Raw genomic sequence first — 15,051 nt, forward strand, 5'->3', positions numbered from 1 at the left:
AAACGAGTGTCAACACTTTTTATTAATCAGCTTCACAACAAGGTTATGAAGCAACTTCTATCTCTTTCCAAAAAAGAAAGTTCGGTTTTCGACAGCAATAATATAATACCAGTAACCTCGACAGCACGCAAGCATTTTTCTCAAAATGCCTGCACAAATCATTGCCATAAAATAGCTATTGAAAACGAAAACTACACGTTCATCCACAGTTTTTCGCGTAAAATCAAAAAGTGCGGCAATCAGGCTAGACCTGAAAACCGCATAAACTGAAATAGCTTGACTTTTTCGACGCGAATTATTGTTCACTTTGTATGCTGCTTTGCTGGCTTCATACCCAATTTTACCTGGCAATCAGGACAAATACCGTAGACTTCAAGATGATGGCCGCTCACCTTAAATCCAGTTTCTTTAGCCGCAACCGCTTCAACGTCTGTCACTCCTGGGTAGGTAAAGTCAAAAATCTTCCCACAATTTGTACAGATCGCATGGTAGTGCGGTTCAATTGGAAAATCAAAATGTGTTGCCGCATCATTGGAAGACATTTCTTCAACTAGATTAAGGTCTACCAACAGACGCAAATTGTTATACACCGTGGCAACACTCATATGCGGAAATTGCGGTGAAAGCTTTGCATAAATCATCTCGGCCGTCGGATGTGCAGTGCTGTCGATCATGTATGAAATGATCGCTTCACGCTGTGGTGTGACCGAATCTGCTTTGCTTTGAGCAAGTTAATTGTCTTGTTATAAACCGCCTGATTCATCGCCAACCTCCTAATTTATAAACATTATCATCTAGTAAAATTGTACGCCTTTTTCTAATGTAGCACAACCTTTACTTACAAAAGTTTAGAATTTCTCAGTACTAGATACTTAAGATTCACGCATGAATTTGTGTACACCAAAACGGATTATCCCTCAGCGACAACCTTGATACATCTAATTTGGCCAAGGGCTTTGATCATATTGTCACCTTTACACATTACAAAGCGCCCCTATGAAGACAGGCTGTCAATTGAAAAAAGCAGCGCCTCAGTGGGCACTGCTAAACCATAATCATCATGACTACTTTGAGTCATCGCTGCTATCGTCATCACTACTGCTTTTAAGCTCAGGTGCATCCGTTTTGTATTCATCCACCGTAGACTTACCCTTATTTTGCGCCTTCAGACTCGTACCGTCTTTTTGGGCAGCTTTGAGCTTCTTCTTCGTATCGGTTAACTTATACGAAAAGTCACTGCGATCGACTTTTTTAAAGCCGCTTGGCGTATAGAATCGGAGAAGGTCGCCGTTAATCACGCGATCTGACAAGGAAAGTTCAGTCGTCACGCGGTTGGTAGCCGCATCAACTGTCTTTTTCTGACTGGCTGATAGTTTGCTGATCTTCTTGCCAGTGCTGGTGTTAAAGTACTGACTTCCCACCTTGGTAAAGTCAGGCGTCACAAAATCCCCGTTCCTGAATGCAACTGTTTGTGGATGGTTTGGTGAGAGCAAATCAGAACCAAATTGAACAGTGTTGTTATCCTTGACACCAAGTAAATTCAAAATGGTCGGCAACGCGTCGATTTCCCCACCGTACGTGTGATTAATGCCGCCTTTGAGTCCTGGCATATGAATCATAAAAGGCACTCGTTGATACATGGCGTTGTTATAGTCATTAAAGCCGGAGATGTTGGTTAACTTAGCCATCGCCTTTTTATGGTTGTTGGAAATCCCATAATGGTCGCCATATAGCACAATCATCGATTTATCATACAACCCGGTTTCTTTTAACCAATTGAAAAATTCACCCATGGCTTCGTCAAGATAGCGCGCTGTCTGCACATACCCGTCTACCGTGTCATCGCCTGTATCGGTTTTACTGATCGTTTGGTTGGCCTTATCCAGAGTATACGGATAATGGTTGGTAACCGTGATCATTTTGGCATAAAACGGCTGCGGTAGCTGTTCAATGTATTGAGCCGAATCTTTAAGGAAGATCTTGTCTTTCAGACCATAGCCCACGTCATAATTCTTACCGCTTGAGAAGTAATTCTTCGAGAAGAAGTAATCATACCCCCAAGACTTATACGTATTATCGCGATTCCAAAAGCTTGGTACATCCCCGTGGAATGAAGCGGTCGTGTAGCCATGCTGATCCAAAATAGCCGGAGCTGCCTGGAACGTGTTGGTCGTGCCATCTGTCACCATAGCTGCGCCTTCAGGTAAGCCAAATAATGAGTTCTCCATCATCATTTCGGCATCCGCGGTTTTACCTTGGCCAACTTGATTAAAGAAGTTATCAAACGATAAAGTATCAGATTCGTGATACAGCTTATTCAAGTTTGGCGTGACTTCCTGGCCATCCCATTTGAAGTCGATCATAAACTGCTGCAGGCTCTCCAGGTGAATGATGAAAACATTTTTACCTTTTGCCACACCCGTGTATTCCGCATTTGGGGCGACGCGATTTTTGTTTAAGTAATTCAGTACTGACTTAACATCGCTCGAATCGGCATTAGCTTTGGTGGCGCTGTTTTTAGCTGTCTTAACGCCATCGACAACCGTGTAAGCATTCAGGCCGAGATACTTGACGATATAGTTGTTATCAAAAGTCCGGGTCAGCAAACCAGAACGATCGCTGTAGGCCATCGCCAAGTTGGCGCCAAACATCAATACCGCCAGCAACGAAACACCGAGAGCAAACCGTTTTTTGATCGGGCGAATATCCATGCGAATCACTTTAAACGCCAGCAACAAAATCAAAACCACAACGTCAACAAAAACCAGGAAATCCGTTGGTTGAACAATCCCCATGATCCCTTTGTTTAAGTTATTGGAAACTGCTCCCGATCCTTTGATCAACGCAAACGTCAAGAAGTCTGAGAATTCCCGATAATAAAGCACATTGGCAAAAAGCCAAACAGACGTCAATGCATCAATCACCAGCATCGTGACATACGATTTTCGTCCGGACATATATAAAGCAATGCCAAAAAGAAAAAGCGTTGTCGGGATGGGATTAATCGCCAAAATCAGATGTTGAAAGCTGCCGGTGACTCCCAAGTTAAATTTGGCTTGATATGCCCAGTACGTCTTTGCCCAGAATAAGACAATGGCAAGGGCCAAAAAGCCGAGTCTTGTATTGAAAAAACCTCGAAGTTTAGTGCCGATCTGGTTCATTTGGAGCCTCCAAGTCATTGTTTAATGTCAAAAGTATAGCACATTCGCTAGGATAACCGCTTGTTTCTCAAAAGACAAATGTTCACCGTTGATTAAAGCTTAATTATGGGCAATCTTAAAGAAGCCTTAAAATGGGACGTCCGGATATCGTGGAGAACGAGCGTTGTATTATTTACGGTGCGTGTCATGCGAAGCTCTGCTTTCCATAGAGCCGTTCACCGGCACAGAAGTCTGCATTGTAAGGACCTTGGTCGCAGTGGTCAATGATTTCTTACTGGGGATTGTTCTATTGGAGGCAAAAAGCTAATTGATTTTCGCTTTCTATAACGCGTTCGCAGTCGCAGAAATCTACGTGTAAGGACCTCAAGCCTAAATGGCAAAACCCAGCCATTTAGGCTTGAGTCCACTTACACTCCGATTTCTAAGCGCTCCTGCTCACGCTCACATAAAAAAGAGGCCAACCCTTTCAAGTCCGCCTCGTTCAGCACTCAGACTTAAGCCTGGTCGCTGTCGTTAGTATCATTAGTGTCCTCGTCTTCATCAAAATCCATCAGATCATAGATTTCCATGGCCGCAAGATCGATGTTGTCAAACTGGAAAGTCTGGTGCGTTCCAAGTTCTTCAAGTTCATAAGTTTCGGTCTTGGGATCGTATGTCACGAGGCCCTTTTCATCACCATTTTTTTCGAAGCGGCGTGACTGTGTCTCGCCGTCGCCTGTCTGCATGGCTTCGAGGCGTTTGATGATGGCCACGAGCTGTGATTGTTTCATAAAATGGCCTCCTAATTTTTCCTATTTCAAGAAATAGCTTAGCATAAACCGCCGCCTCTGTGGGAGAAATATCACTTCAAATTGCAGTTTTATCCGCTTTGATAACGTTGCGCGACGACGGGTAAATGGACTATGCTATTTGCAACCTACATATAAGGAGCGCGCGTATGACATTGCAACCACTAAATGAACAATTACCGGCGATTGAGGTCAGTGAAATCCGACAATTTGACGAAAGCGTCAGTAAAATTCCCGGCATTTTGAAATTGACCTTGGGCGAGCCTAATTTTAACACGCCAGAACACGTTAAACAGGCGGGTATCAAAGCCATTCAGGAAAACTATTCCCATTACACCGGCATGGTCGGTGATCCTGAATTACGGGCAGCTGCCCAGCATTTTTTCAAAACTAAGTATGGAACGGATTATGATGCTGCGGATGAAATCCTGGTGACCGTGGGCGCGACTGAAGCCTTAGCAACAGCAATTACCACGATTAGCGATCCAGGTGATGCAATCCTGGTTCCCTCCCCCATTTACCCCGGATACATTCCGCTTTTAACTTTGAATCATGTGACCCCGATTTATATCGATACCAGCAAAACCGATTTTGTATTGACGCCGGAGCTCATCGAGGCGACCATCGCCGCCAATCCTAACGCCAAAATTAAGGGAATCATCCTGAATTACCCTAGCAATCCAACCGGCGTGACCTACCACGCTGCCGAAGTTAAGGCCATCGCCTCGATCGCCGAAGCACACGACCTTTATATTATTTGTGACGAAATTTATTCTGAGTTAACTTATGACGCTACCCATATTTCAATGGGGCGTTACGCTTACGATCGGACATTCGTCGTCAACGGCTTATCTAAATCCCACGCCATGACCGGCTGGCGCATCGGTTTCCTGATGGGTCCGCGTCACTTAATCGCTGAAGCCAAAAAGGTGCACCAGTATCTCGTTACTGCCGCAACTACCATTGCGCAACGTGCCGGCATCGAAGCTCTGACTAAGGGGGCAGACGATGCCCAGATCATGAAGGCGGCCTATATCAAACGGCGCGATTTTGTTTATGCTGCCCTTATTCAAATGGGCTTTGAAGTAGCCCGCCCTGATGGTGCTTTTTACCTTTTTGCCAAAATTCCTGAACGGCTTCATATGCATTCGCGTGAATTTACCCAAGCGCTAGCCAATGAACAGAAGCTGGCGCTGATTTCCGGAACAGCATTCGGCCCGGGTGGTGAAGGCTACATCCGGATCAGTTATGCCGCTTCAATGGACGACCTTAAAGAAGCGGTCAAACGGCTGCGTGCTTTCATCGCCAGCCGCACTGCCTGATTGCTGCCAAAAATATACTGACTGAGCACAGCACCTAAAAAAAGTGACGTTAGAGACAATTTTGCTTCATGTCTCTAACGTCACTTTTGATTTGTCTGAGTCTTTGGGCGCAAACCGCAGCGCAACACCTGATGTTCAGGAAATCTTATCCGACTTTTTGGGTGGTAAGGCCATCGCAATGATGCCGCAAATCATGCCGAGATAATAAGTTAAAAAACGCCACAATAACATCCCTAAGACCAACTTGGATGGCGAGGCAACATACGTCGCAAACAGCGTCTTAAAGCTGTATTCCGCACCGCCAGCACCGCCGGGAATCGGGAACAGACTGACAATCATGACGATCATGACGTGCAGAACAATCACCTCAACAATGCTGACGTGATTAACCCCGAGTGCCAGAAGAACAAAATACGGCACCGCATAATAAAGTAACAGCTGCACCAACGTCAGTAAACAAGCCTTGATCACGCGCACTTTTTCCCGCTTTAAATGCAGACTTTCCGCATAAAACGTATCGATTTTATGATCAAGATCGGTCTGCATCGCCAGTTTTCTTTCCGGCTTCACAAACCAGCCAACCGGCACCATGATGAGTCTGACCAGCCGCTTGGTAAATTTGTAATAGTACATCACCATCAACAAACCGACAATCACGATGACATGAATGACAAAGCCAAACACAATAAATAAAGCCAGCGCGCCGAAATGTCTGGAAACCTGATCAAATCCGATGACCAACGTTAAGATGAAATTGATCAGCACCATAAACTGATACACGACAAACTTCATCAAGAGCACCGAACTCGCACGACCGGCCTCAACGCCACTTTGCATCAGCGCAAATAACTGAGCCGGCTGACCGCCAGAAGCCATTGGCGTAATCGCGTTGAATAGCTGCTCGACAAGTGGAACTCGCAGCGCTGTCTTAAAATCCAGTGTATCCGTCCCATTCTTGATAAAAATCTGGACGACAAACGTTTCGACAATCCATGAGCCGAACATGAGCAAAAAGGCCACCAGCAACCACTTTAGATCAAGTGATAATAACTCGTGCACCAGCTTGGCGCCATTCAAATCACGCGCTTCGTAAATAAAAATGCCGGCGCCAATCAGAACCATGATTAGGACGGCCAGTTTGTTCTTCCGTGTCATATAACTCCTCGGCTATTGCTTCCCTAACGCGGCTTGCTTGACGTAGAAATCGTGCCAGATCTTTTCAAGGCGGCTTTCCGCATAAACCTGCGCTGCCTGATGACTTTTAGCCGCATAAGTTGCCAGTAGCTCTCGATCATCCGCCAAGGCCCGAATCCGCGCCTGCATATCATCGACATCAACTGCGGTAATAGCATAAGGGGTGATGATCTGCTGGTAAAGTTCAAGATCACGTACCATAACCGGCGTATCGGTTGCAAAAGCTTCGAGCACCGACATCGGAAACAGCTCTTCAAAAGACGGCAAAAGAAACAGGTCCGCCATGTTATAGTAATCAATCATGGTTTCCCGCGGCATAATGCCGGTAAAGTCCAGATTAGCCGGCGCATTCGCTACTGCCTGCTTAAGCCGTTCATAGCCTTCAGTGATCCGACCAAATGAAAATCCACCTGCCCATACGAACCGAAAGTCAGGATTCTGTTGGGCCAACTTGATAAAATCACCGACGCCTTTCCGATCCTGAACCTGACCGGCACCAAAAATCACAAAGTCATCGGGTTTAAACCCATTTGCATGCCGCAATGCCTGCCGTTTCTCGGCTGACACCGGATGAAACGTCCGCTGCGAAACAAAATTCGGAATATACGTCACTTTTTCGGGACTGATCCCATAAGCTTCCAATTTCGGAATGAAATTGGGATTGACCACGACCAATTCATCCATCCGCTTATAAAAGGCAAGCGTATATTTATCAAGCGTCCACCGCGCAACTCGCGGCAACTTTAAGCTGGCATCCAACGTGCTGGGAACAAAATGAACAAATCCGATTTTTCGACCTCGCTTTTTGGAAAAGGTTGAGGCGTAAAACTTAGGATCAATTGTATGATAATGGCTAATGTCACTGCGCGTATAACGATTCACATTGATTTGAAACTCATTGGCAAAGTCATGCTTGAGCAGCCCCATTAATTCTGTGTAGACTGCTCCCACGCCTTGCCCCGCCACTTTATTAGCGGACGAAAACATGTTAATAACGATCATAGTTAGCCTTTCATGGTCCGTTTACTCGTACTTTCATCGGTCCATGGCGCAGATTCATCAGCTTCATTAGGCGAATAATGACTGATAACATCACGATAGAAATCAAGCACGCGATCCCCGAAACGATCCGCAGAAATGGCAGCTAGTTTTTCAGCACGCGGTTTAGGGTCATCATAAGCGTTAGGATGACGCAGATAATTCACAACTTGATGAACCATTTCCGCTTCAGTTGAAAACGTTGTGCCAAGTGCCGGATCATCAAGTAAATGATCGGTGTAATCACCTGACAAAGCCACCACTTTTCGATCGGCCGCCATAGCTTCAATGTAAGTTAACCCTTGGGACTCCGAATCACTTGCCGACACAAAAACATCGCCAACGCGGTAATAATCACCTACATCATCATGATTGATTTCACCGGTAAACCGCACATGATCCGCAATTCCTAACTCAGCTGCTTGTGTCTCCAAATCTTCTCGCGCCGGACCGTCGCCGACAATTAAAAGAACAGCATTAGGAATCTGCGCCAAAATGGCCGGCATCGCACTGATCACCTTGTCGATCCGCTTCTCATAAGCAACCCGACTAAGCGAGATCAGTACCGGGACGTCAGCAAGACCCAGCTTTTCACGAAGATGCGGATCTTTTTGCTCGGCAAATTGGGTTAAGTCAACCCCCGTCGGAATGATCTTAATCTGCGTTTTGACACCATAGCGCCGTAACGTGTCGTAAACCCGTTCAGACGGCGCAATCACGCCACTGACATGATAAAGAAAGGCACGCGTAAATTGTTTCACATGATACGGTTTTAGCAGATGACCATTTAAAACATAGTGCAGGTAATCTTCATACATCGTGTGATAAGTATGGATGGTTGGAATCTTTAATTGCTTCGCCACAAACTTGCCGATGTAACCCATTGAAAACTCGGTTTGTGTGTGGACAATATCCAGGTTCAGTTCCTTAGCCACGGCATAAGCATGGAACAATCCGCGCACCGCAATTCGCCGATCGGTAAAGGACACGAATGGCACACTCGTAAAACGGAATAAGTTGGGCTCGACAGCATCATCCGGCACATGTGGATCGGTGGTCGTAAAAATATAAACCTGATGACCTTTGCGTTCTAGATCGTCCTTCAAGGTCTTGATGGACGTCGCGACACCGCTGACTTGCGGAAAGTAGCTATCTGTAAAAATCCCGATATTCACCTGATCCCCTCCAGACGTCATTTGTTTAGTATAAGTATAAAGATAGGCTTAGCTAAATGCAATTTTCTCACAAACCTTTAGAATTATCTTACCTTGCCGTCAAATTAACCTCATCAGGCAAAAGTCGTAAGTTTTTTCCCAGTCGTTTTGTAAGCATTGTTGAAGCCAAGCCTTTTATAAACTATCTTCTCCGTTCGCTATCCATAACATTTTTAATAATAGCCAACAAAGCAATCATCTTTTAGCCGTCTGCTCGGCATGGGTGCTGTCATCAGATGGCGGCATTTTAACCTTGGCATTGACCCGCCGTGCTCTGCGGAAATACTTGGAAAAAATGTGGCTGTTGATTCCCCAGAAGTAAAAAACAATCGCACCTATCACAATCACCACAAAGTCCATGGGATAGTGAATCCAGTTTAAACCATTAAACTCACGACTGCCAATTAAGGAAATGACCGACAGGAAGATCAGGTAGCCGATCATCCACGCGGACGCTTTCAGCTGTTGCCATGTCGAACGCCAGCCCGAACGCCATTCATAAAATAAATACAGTGGAATGCCTAAGAAGATGACGCCGATGACTTCCACTGTCGTTGGCCACTTCGCCCAATATGCTGCCAGTGAAGTTAACACAAACGCCAAGGGTGCCATGAAACGCAATCTGGCTGACTTAACCGGTCGCTTAAAGTCAGGTGCCATGTCGCGTAATGAGATAACCGTAACCGGACCAGTCAGATAAGCGATCAGCGTAGCCGTCGAAATGACGCTTGCCAGTGTTCCCCAAGACGGGAAAATCGAGACCATGACCATACTCAAGACTGCATTGACTACCATTGCGACTCGCGGCGTTCCGTATTTTTCGTCAATTTTACCGATGAATTTAGGAATATGGTTGTTCCCGACCATGGCCTGAAGTGCGCGCCCTGATGAAGCGACAAACGAGACGCCGGTACCAAATGGCGACACAAAGGCATCCATATAAAGTAAAACGGATAACCAGTGAATTCCTAATAAAATGGCCAGATCAGCAAATGGTGAATTGAGATTCAATCCTTTCCACCCGTGCGTTGCCAACATATTCGGCGAGATCGTCGTAATGAAGACACTTTGCAGCAAAATATAGATCACCCCGCTGATTAACAGCGAGATGCCGATGCCGCGTCCGATGTTTTTCTGCGGGCGTTTAACATCGCTGCCCATATTGATCACGGTCTGGAACGCATTAAACGAGAAAATAATCCCTGATACCGATGTTGCCGCAAAAATCGGTGCGCTCCCATATGGCATCAAGGTGGCCAACGAGTGTCCATAATTTTCGGGATGGAAGCTCGACATTGCCAGCAAAATAATCGTCAGCAGCGGCACCCCGATTTTAAAAATCGAAATGAAGCTGGTAAACCGCGTCAACAGCGTGACTGACCAGTAATTAAGCAATGTGAAAATAATAATAAACGCAAAAACGACTAGCAAGCCCTCCGGCGTTATCTTGCCTGCCTTTAAAAAGCCGCGAGTAAAGCCCGCCCATTGCCACGGCCACGACGCCATATACTGCACGGCCGCCACAGCTTCGATCGGCAGCAAGGTGACCAACGAAATCCAGTTGGCCCATGATGCGATGAAACCGACCAGCGAACCATGTGAATACTGGGCAAATTTGCTCATCCCGCCAGACTCAGGAAACATGGTCCCCAGTTCGACATAGTTATAAGCGATGACCCCAATGATGACGCCACCAATGATCCAGGAGAAAATCGCAGCTGGTCCGGCAACTGCGGCTGCTTCCCATGATCCAAAAAGCCAGCCGGAACCGATCAACGAACCAAGCGCCAGCATAACTAATTGAAATAGACCAATTTTATTATCTTTCCCTTTAGAAGCGATAATATGAACCCTCCTTATAAAATGACTTTTATAATTTAACGCAGATTTCTCCATATGTAAAATAACCTGACTCGTAGGATGGCGCCACAAACAAAGTCATGGGACTGGTGGCGCGTACCTGAGATTTTTTGGGGTCTTTGCAGAAATCAATCATCCTTGTCACCTGAAACGAAAAATAGAAACGATCTGTCCTCACATACCGATTTTATTTTGGCAATCGTTAATGTGGGATTTAGTTGAAGCTTCAATTGCGGGATCTCATTTAAAAAAGTTGTCACTTCGGCATTAAATACGTACGCTCTCATTTTTTCGCAAAAAAATAAGAAAATAATGTTATTAATTTTGCATTTTCAAAAGTGCTATCTGTTCTCCTTTTTGCGAGCATACAAGTGAGTAAATGGTATAACTGAACAATTGTTCGCTATTCAATTGCAAACGTTTTATTGTAGAATAATCTTGTCATTACAGGGTAATACTGCTAGTTAATCGGAGGGAGGAGGCGATATGAAACAAGTAGAAATAGAACTCATACGTGAAGCTGTAAACGATTCGGCAGCATTTGGCAAACTATTCGCTCAGTATCGGCCATTGGTGTTGACGGTTTTAAAACCTTACCATCTCAGAGACTTTTCATACGACGATTGGATGCAGGAGGCCCGGATTGCGATGCTTAAAGCCGTTGTTCGCTATGACGGCAGCAGCGGCTCACAGTTTGGCCCCTACTATCGGATGGTTTTAAAATCCCACCTGCGCTCGGTGTTGCGCAAACACTTTGCCCATAAACGCCGCATTGACGCCAACGCTATTCCGGTCAATGACACGTCACTCGAGTCCTTGCATGATCGACTGGCAATTCGCTCAGTTGAAGACGGACTGCTAATGCGCGTCGAATTCTTACAGTTTCTGGAAAGTTTGTCACCCTTGGAATATGAGGCATTTGAGGCGGCCATTCTATATCCGTCCAAAAAGCCCATGCTTGATCGGCATCGACGCGCGTTGGAACGCGCTCGCGCGAAGATTCTGAAGTTCTCGCGGGAAGACGAGTAACAAGAACTCCAAAAAGCTTCCCGGGATTGCTGAAACGCCACAACTGCCTTACCATGGCCGTTAACGACGGACACGGTAAGGCAGTTTTGCGTGATATGAATATATTTAGCTAAAAACCGGGCTACAAGCCGGCATTTAGCTTAGGAGTGCTTTTATCTTCAACTTTCTGGAATCCTGTGAGTGGCCATAGTCTCATTCCGTTAAAGCGACCACCCGTTTAGGGATTTGGGACAGCAAACACAAAAAACTAACCCACAACTTTTAAGCAAGCCATACGCATCAATCCAGCCAAGTTGGAGTGTCAAATCCTTGTAAAACTTGCCACTTTAAAAAAACTTTATCTATTCAAGCTCACGCCGAAATCTCTTCAAATCAGCCTACCAAGCCAGTTGGACACACGTAAAGATCAATTCCGAAGAGTCGATTTTTGGCGTCATTATTGATATGATCAATGGAAGGCAACCAGTTATGGAAAAGCAACAGCGACAGGCCTCAAGATGTGTGCTGCAAAAGACAGCGCGTCTCACATGCACTCAGAAAACCTGGTGACACAAAAAGCACTAACATGAGCGCATCTCCATCACATCTACAGAAGGTACCTGTTAATTAGATGACATTGAAAAAGCCTGAGGCCGCATTCACACGTCCACAGTGATGAATGACTAACGCTGCCATACACTTATTTATGACTGCTTGGCATTCCTCTTTTCAAAACAGAACCAAAATATTGAGCAGTCAATTTCCACGCAGAAATGGAGGAAATCAAAATGGATATCGTTATTGTTATCGGTGGTGCGCTATTTGTCTTAGGCATGTTGATCGCAGGCGTAAACACGCGCATTGATTATGGATTCTTCACCCACTATCGAAGTGTCAACCGCGGCGTTAATCTGATCGCGATACTGCTCATCATCATCGGTTTAGGGATCGTCATTCTTAAATTCATGGCAAATGGACAGTAAGCCTGTCTCAGGCCCAATAAATCGGAAAATAAAGCCCAAAGTTCCTTATGCGCACCGAAAAGTACCACTCAGACCACACCATGAGCCTATTCACCAGAAAAAGCTGGCGGCAAATGACAAAAATCAAACAGCGAACAGTAAATTCGAAAACGGTTCATGAATGAAAGATGATCGGCATTTGGCACAGAAATTACCAGATAGCCGATCATTTTTTTACCCCTCACCTATTTCAAGGTACAAAAAAAGCCCCACTATAGGGGCAAGTCTACCGGTGATCGGGGTCGAACCGATACTCCATTGCTGGAACGGGATTTTGAATCCCGCGCGTCTGCCAATTCCGCCACACCGGCATAATGTAAAATGGCACTCTCTTGCTGGGCGTTAACCGCAAGATAAGGCGGTGATCGGAATCGAACCGACGATCAAGGTTTTGCAGACCCATGCCTTACCGCTTGGCTACACCGCCATATTCATCAAGTTAAGCGCGTTTCTCCTATGGCAGATGGAGAAAATTGGGGTAGCTGGATTCGAACCAGCGCATGACGGAGTCAAAGTCCGTTGCCTTACCGCTTGGCTATACCCCAGTAAAAGGGCGGTATGTGGGGATCGAACCCACGTATGCCGGTGCCACAAACCGGTGTGTTAACCGCTTCACCAATACCGCCATGATAAGCAGGGATAGTAGGAGTTGAACCCACACTGACGGTTTTGGAGACCGTAGTTCTACCATTAAACTATATCCCTATAAATGGAGGAGATAGGATTCGAACCTATGAACCCGAAGGAGCGGATTTACAGTCCGCCGCGTTTAGCCTCTTCGCTACTCCTCCATAATGGCGCGGGACGGAATCGAACCGCCGACACATGCAGCTTCAATGCATTGCTCTACCGACTGAGCTACCGAGCCATTTAGATCGCTTTTATGAAGTTGATGTTCCCCTCAATTAGAGGGGGACGGTTCCAACGGGACTCGAACCCGTGATCTCCTGCGTGACAGGCAGGCGTCCTAACCAACTAGACCATGGAACCATGTAATTGCGGGAGCAGGATTTGAACCTGCGACCTTCGGGTTATGAGCCCGACGAGCTACCGAACTGCTCCATCCCGCGATAATAATAAAGGAGAATGAGGGATTCGAACCCTCGCGTGGACTTACGCCCACCTGACGGTTTTCAAGACCGTTCCCTTCAGCCAGACTTGGGTAATTCTCCATCTAACCATGACCCGTACGGGATTTGAACCCATGTTACCGCCGTGAAAGGGCGGTGTCTTAACCACTTGACCAACGGGCCACAACGGAGAAGGAGGGATTTGAACCCTCGCACCAGTTTCCCGGTCTACACCCTTAGCAGGGGCGCCTCTTCAGCCACTTGAGTACTTCTCCATGTGCAATATAAAATTAATGGAACAATGGGCCTAGGTGGACTTGAACCACCGACCTCACGCTTATCAAGCGTGCGCTCTAACCAACTGAGCTATAGGCCCATATCATAATCGCAGCGGGTGACGAGAATCGAACTCGCGACAACAGCTTGGAAGGCTGTGGTTTTACCACTAAACTACACCCGCATAAGGGTGATTATGAAATGGCGCGGGACAGAATCGAACTGCCGACACATGCAGCTTCAATGCATTGCTCTACCGACTGAGCTACCGAGCCGCAAACGGTCCCAACGGGACTCGAACCCGTGATCTCCTGCGTGACAGGCAGGCGTCCTAACCAACTAGACCATGGAACCATGTAATTGCGGGAGCAGGATTTGAACCTGCGACCTTCGGGTTATGAGCCCGACGAGCTACCGAACTGCTCCATCCCGCGATAACAGTAACAAATCGATTATACCGAACAGTGACCACCCTGTAAAGATGGACCTTGTAGGGCTCGAACCTACGACCGGACGGTTATGAGCCGTCTGCTCTAACCAACTGAGCTAAAGGTCCAAGCTCAATCGCGGCGGGGGGGATCGAACCCTCGACCTCCCGGGTATGAACCGGACGCTCTAGCCAGCTGAGCTACACCGCGAAAAAACCATATGGACAGGCGTCCAATCGGGAAAACAGGATTCGAACCTGCGACCCCCTGGTCCCAAACCAGGTGCTCTACCAAGCTGAGCTATTTCCCGTCCAATGCACCCAGTAGGAGTCGAACCTACAACCTTCTGATTCGTAGTCAGACACTCTATCCAGTTGCGCTATGGGTGCAAATCATGATAATACCGAGGAATCTTTCGACCAAACGCACCCTCGGCACTGCGTTTGGAAAGCGGAAGACGGGATTCGAACCCGCGACCCCCACCATGGCAAGGTGATGTTCTACCACTGAACTACTTCCGCATGAAACAAGATGCTTATCAAATTATTGGTGCCATGCCGACTAAAGGATTCGAACCTTCGACCCCCTGTTTACAAGACAGATGCTCTACCAACTGAGCTAAGTCGGCAAAAATATCGACTTGAGCCGCCATTTAAAACCAATAATTCTC

The 15,051-nt window shown here is 46.5% G+C and carries 10 protein-coding genes, 23 tRNA genes and 1 pseudogene; 4 read left to right on the top strand and 30 right to left on the bottom strand.

The genetic code is table 11. The features are described from left to right. A partial coding sequence (locus tag GSO_RS18490) for a hypothetical protein (protein WP_010493836.1) occupies nt 1-270 on the top strand: 270 nt, incomplete at its 5' end. A gap of 32 nt (nt 271-302) precedes the next feature. Here GSO_RS18490 and GSO_RS16150 read toward each other — a convergent pair. The 3 genes and pseudogenes from GSO_RS16150 to GSO_RS15035 form a co-directional block, all read right to left on the bottom strand. Then, nucleotides 303-763: pseudogene (locus GSO_RS16150) on the bottom strand (Fur family transcriptional regulator). Nucleotides 764-1,064: 301 nt separating this feature from the next. After that, nucleotides 1,065-3,161 (bottom strand): LTA synthase family protein, encoded by a 2,097-nt coding sequence (locus GSO_RS15030; RefSeq protein WP_010493838.1) that lies wholly within the window; start codon nt 3,159-3,161, stop codon nt 1,065-1,067. Nucleotides 3,162-3,655: 494 nt separating this feature from the next. Further along, nucleotides 3,656-3,931, bottom strand: a complete 276-nt coding sequence (locus GSO_RS15035) for a YkuJ family protein (protein WP_010493839.1) — start codon at nt 3,929-3,931, stop codon at nt 3,656-3,658. Between the two features lie 167 nt (nt 3,932-4,098). On the opposite strand from GSO_RS15035, the gene GSO_RS15040 reads away from it, so the two are divergent. Next, nucleotides 4,099-5,271, top strand: a complete 1,173-nt coding sequence (locus GSO_RS15040; protein WP_010493840.1) for a pyridoxal phosphate-dependent aminotransferase — start codon at nt 4,099-4,101, stop codon at nt 5,269-5,271. Nucleotides 5,272-5,406: 135 nt separating this feature from the next. Here GSO_RS15040 and GSO_RS15045 read toward each other — a convergent pair whose 3' ends face one another. The 4 genes from GSO_RS15045 to GSO_RS15060 form a co-directional block, all read right to left on the bottom strand. Next, entirely contained in the window at nt 5,407-6,426 is a 1,020-nt protein-coding gene (locus GSO_RS15045) for a lysylphosphatidylglycerol synthase transmembrane domain-containing protein (RefSeq protein WP_010493841.1), read from the bottom strand. 12 nt (nt 6,427-6,438) lie between these two features. Beyond that, the gene (locus tag GSO_RS15050; RefSeq protein ID WP_010493842.1) at nt 6,439-7,467 is read right to left on the bottom strand and encodes a glycosyltransferase family 4 protein; all 1,029 of its coding nucleotides are present in this window, start codon (nt 7,465-7,467) and stop codon (nt 6,439-6,441) included. Between the two features lie 2 nt (nt 7,468-7,469). Further along, nucleotides 7,470-8,678 (bottom strand): glycosyltransferase family 4 protein, encoded by a 1,209-nt coding sequence (locus tag GSO_RS15055; RefSeq protein WP_010493843.1) that lies wholly within the window; start codon nt 8,676-8,678, stop codon nt 7,470-7,472. 234 nt (nt 8,679-8,912) lie between these two features. Further along, nucleotides 8,913-10,613 carry an APC family permease gene (locus tag GSO_RS15060; protein WP_075760706.1) on the bottom strand — a complete coding sequence of 567 codons (1,701 nt, stop codon included), beginning with the start codon at nt 10,611-10,613 and terminating at the stop codon, nt 8,913-8,915. A 450-nt stretch (nt 10,614-11,063) separates the two neighbouring features. Between GSO_RS15060 and GSO_RS15065 the strand changes: the two genes are divergently transcribed. Beyond that, a complete protein-coding gene (locus GSO_RS15065) occupies nt 11,064-11,606 on the top strand; it encodes a sigma-70 family RNA polymerase sigma factor (RefSeq protein ID WP_010493845.1) in 543 nt (180 codons plus the stop codon). A gap of 767 nt (nt 11,607-12,373) precedes the next feature. Beyond that, nucleotides 12,374-12,568 carry a hypothetical protein gene (locus GSO_RS15070; RefSeq protein WP_010493846.1) on the top strand — a complete coding sequence of 65 codons (195 nt, stop codon included), beginning with the start codon at nt 12,374-12,376 and terminating at the stop codon, nt 12,566-12,568. Between the two features lie 266 nt (nt 12,569-12,834). Here the strand turns inward: GSO_RS15070 and GSO_RS15080 are convergent. The 23 genes from GSO_RS15080 to GSO_RS15200 form a co-directional block, all read right to left on the bottom strand. Then, a tRNA-Leu gene (locus tag GSO_RS15080) sits at nt 12,835-12,918 on the bottom strand. Between the two features lie 45 nt (nt 12,919-12,963). Then, nucleotides 12,964-13,034 (bottom strand) — tRNA-Cys (locus GSO_RS15085). A gap of 46 nt (nt 13,035-13,080) precedes the next feature. Continuing rightward, nucleotides 13,081-13,152 (bottom strand) — tRNA-Gln (locus GSO_RS15090). A 7-nt stretch (nt 13,153-13,159) separates the two neighbouring features. Continuing rightward, a tRNA-His gene (locus GSO_RS15095) sits at nt 13,160-13,232 on the bottom strand. 9 nt (nt 13,233-13,241) lie between these two features. After that, nucleotides 13,242-13,312, bottom strand: a tRNA-Trp gene (locus GSO_RS15100). 5 nt (nt 13,313-13,317) lie between these two features. Further along, nucleotides 13,318-13,398, bottom strand: a tRNA-Tyr gene (locus tag GSO_RS15105). Nucleotides 13,399-13,402: 4 nt separating this feature from the next. Beyond that, a tRNA-Phe gene (locus GSO_RS15110) sits at nt 13,403-13,475 on the bottom strand. Nucleotides 13,476-13,523: 48 nt separating this feature from the next. Beyond that, nucleotides 13,524-13,597, bottom strand: a tRNA-Asp gene (locus GSO_RS15115). A gap of 6 nt (nt 13,598-13,603) precedes the next feature. Next, a tRNA-Met gene (locus GSO_RS15120) sits at nt 13,604-13,677 on the bottom strand. Between the two features lie 10 nt (nt 13,678-13,687). Continuing rightward, nucleotides 13,688-13,779 (bottom strand) — tRNA-Ser (locus tag GSO_RS15125). A gap of 9 nt (nt 13,780-13,788) precedes the next feature. Beyond that, nucleotides 13,789-13,860: transfer RNA gene (locus GSO_RS15130), tRNA-Glu, on the bottom strand. 4 nt (nt 13,861-13,864) lie between these two features. Beyond that, a tRNA-Ser gene (locus GSO_RS15135) sits at nt 13,865-13,952 on the bottom strand. 27 nt (nt 13,953-13,979) lie between these two features. Further along, nucleotides 13,980-14,053: transfer RNA gene (locus GSO_RS15140), tRNA-Ile, on the bottom strand. Between the two features lie 13 nt (nt 14,054-14,066). Beyond that, nucleotides 14,067-14,137, bottom strand: a tRNA-Gly gene (locus tag GSO_RS15145). Nucleotides 14,138-14,155: 18 nt separating this feature from the next. Next, nucleotides 14,156-14,228: transfer RNA gene (locus tag GSO_RS15150), tRNA-Phe, on the bottom strand. Between the two features lie 5 nt (nt 14,229-14,233). After that, nucleotides 14,234-14,307 (bottom strand) — tRNA-Asp (locus tag GSO_RS15155). 6 nt (nt 14,308-14,313) lie between these two features. Further along, nucleotides 14,314-14,387: transfer RNA gene (locus tag GSO_RS15160), tRNA-Met, on the bottom strand. A gap of 48 nt (nt 14,388-14,435) precedes the next feature. Continuing rightward, a tRNA-Ile gene (locus GSO_RS15165) sits at nt 14,436-14,509 on the bottom strand. Between the two features lie 8 nt (nt 14,510-14,517). Continuing rightward, a tRNA-Met gene (locus GSO_RS15170) sits at nt 14,518-14,591 on the bottom strand. A gap of 26 nt (nt 14,592-14,617) precedes the next feature. Next, nucleotides 14,618-14,691 (bottom strand) — tRNA-Pro (locus tag GSO_RS15175). 5 nt (nt 14,692-14,696) lie between these two features. Then, nucleotides 14,697-14,770: transfer RNA gene (locus tag GSO_RS15180), tRNA-Arg, on the bottom strand. Between the two features lie 60 nt (nt 14,771-14,830). After that, nucleotides 14,831-14,902, bottom strand: a tRNA-Gly gene (locus GSO_RS15185). A gap of 34 nt (nt 14,903-14,936) precedes the next feature. Further along, nucleotides 14,937-15,009, bottom strand: a tRNA-Thr gene (locus tag GSO_RS15200). Nucleotides 15,010-15,051: the final 42 nt, after the last annotated feature.

Origin of the sequence: Lacticaseibacillus zeae DSM 20178 = KCTC 3804, assembly GCF_000260435.1 — a bacterium.
In the GTDB taxonomy this organism is placed as follows: Bacteria; Bacillota; Bacilli; order Lactobacillales; family Lactobacillaceae; genus Lacticaseibacillus; species Lacticaseibacillus zeae.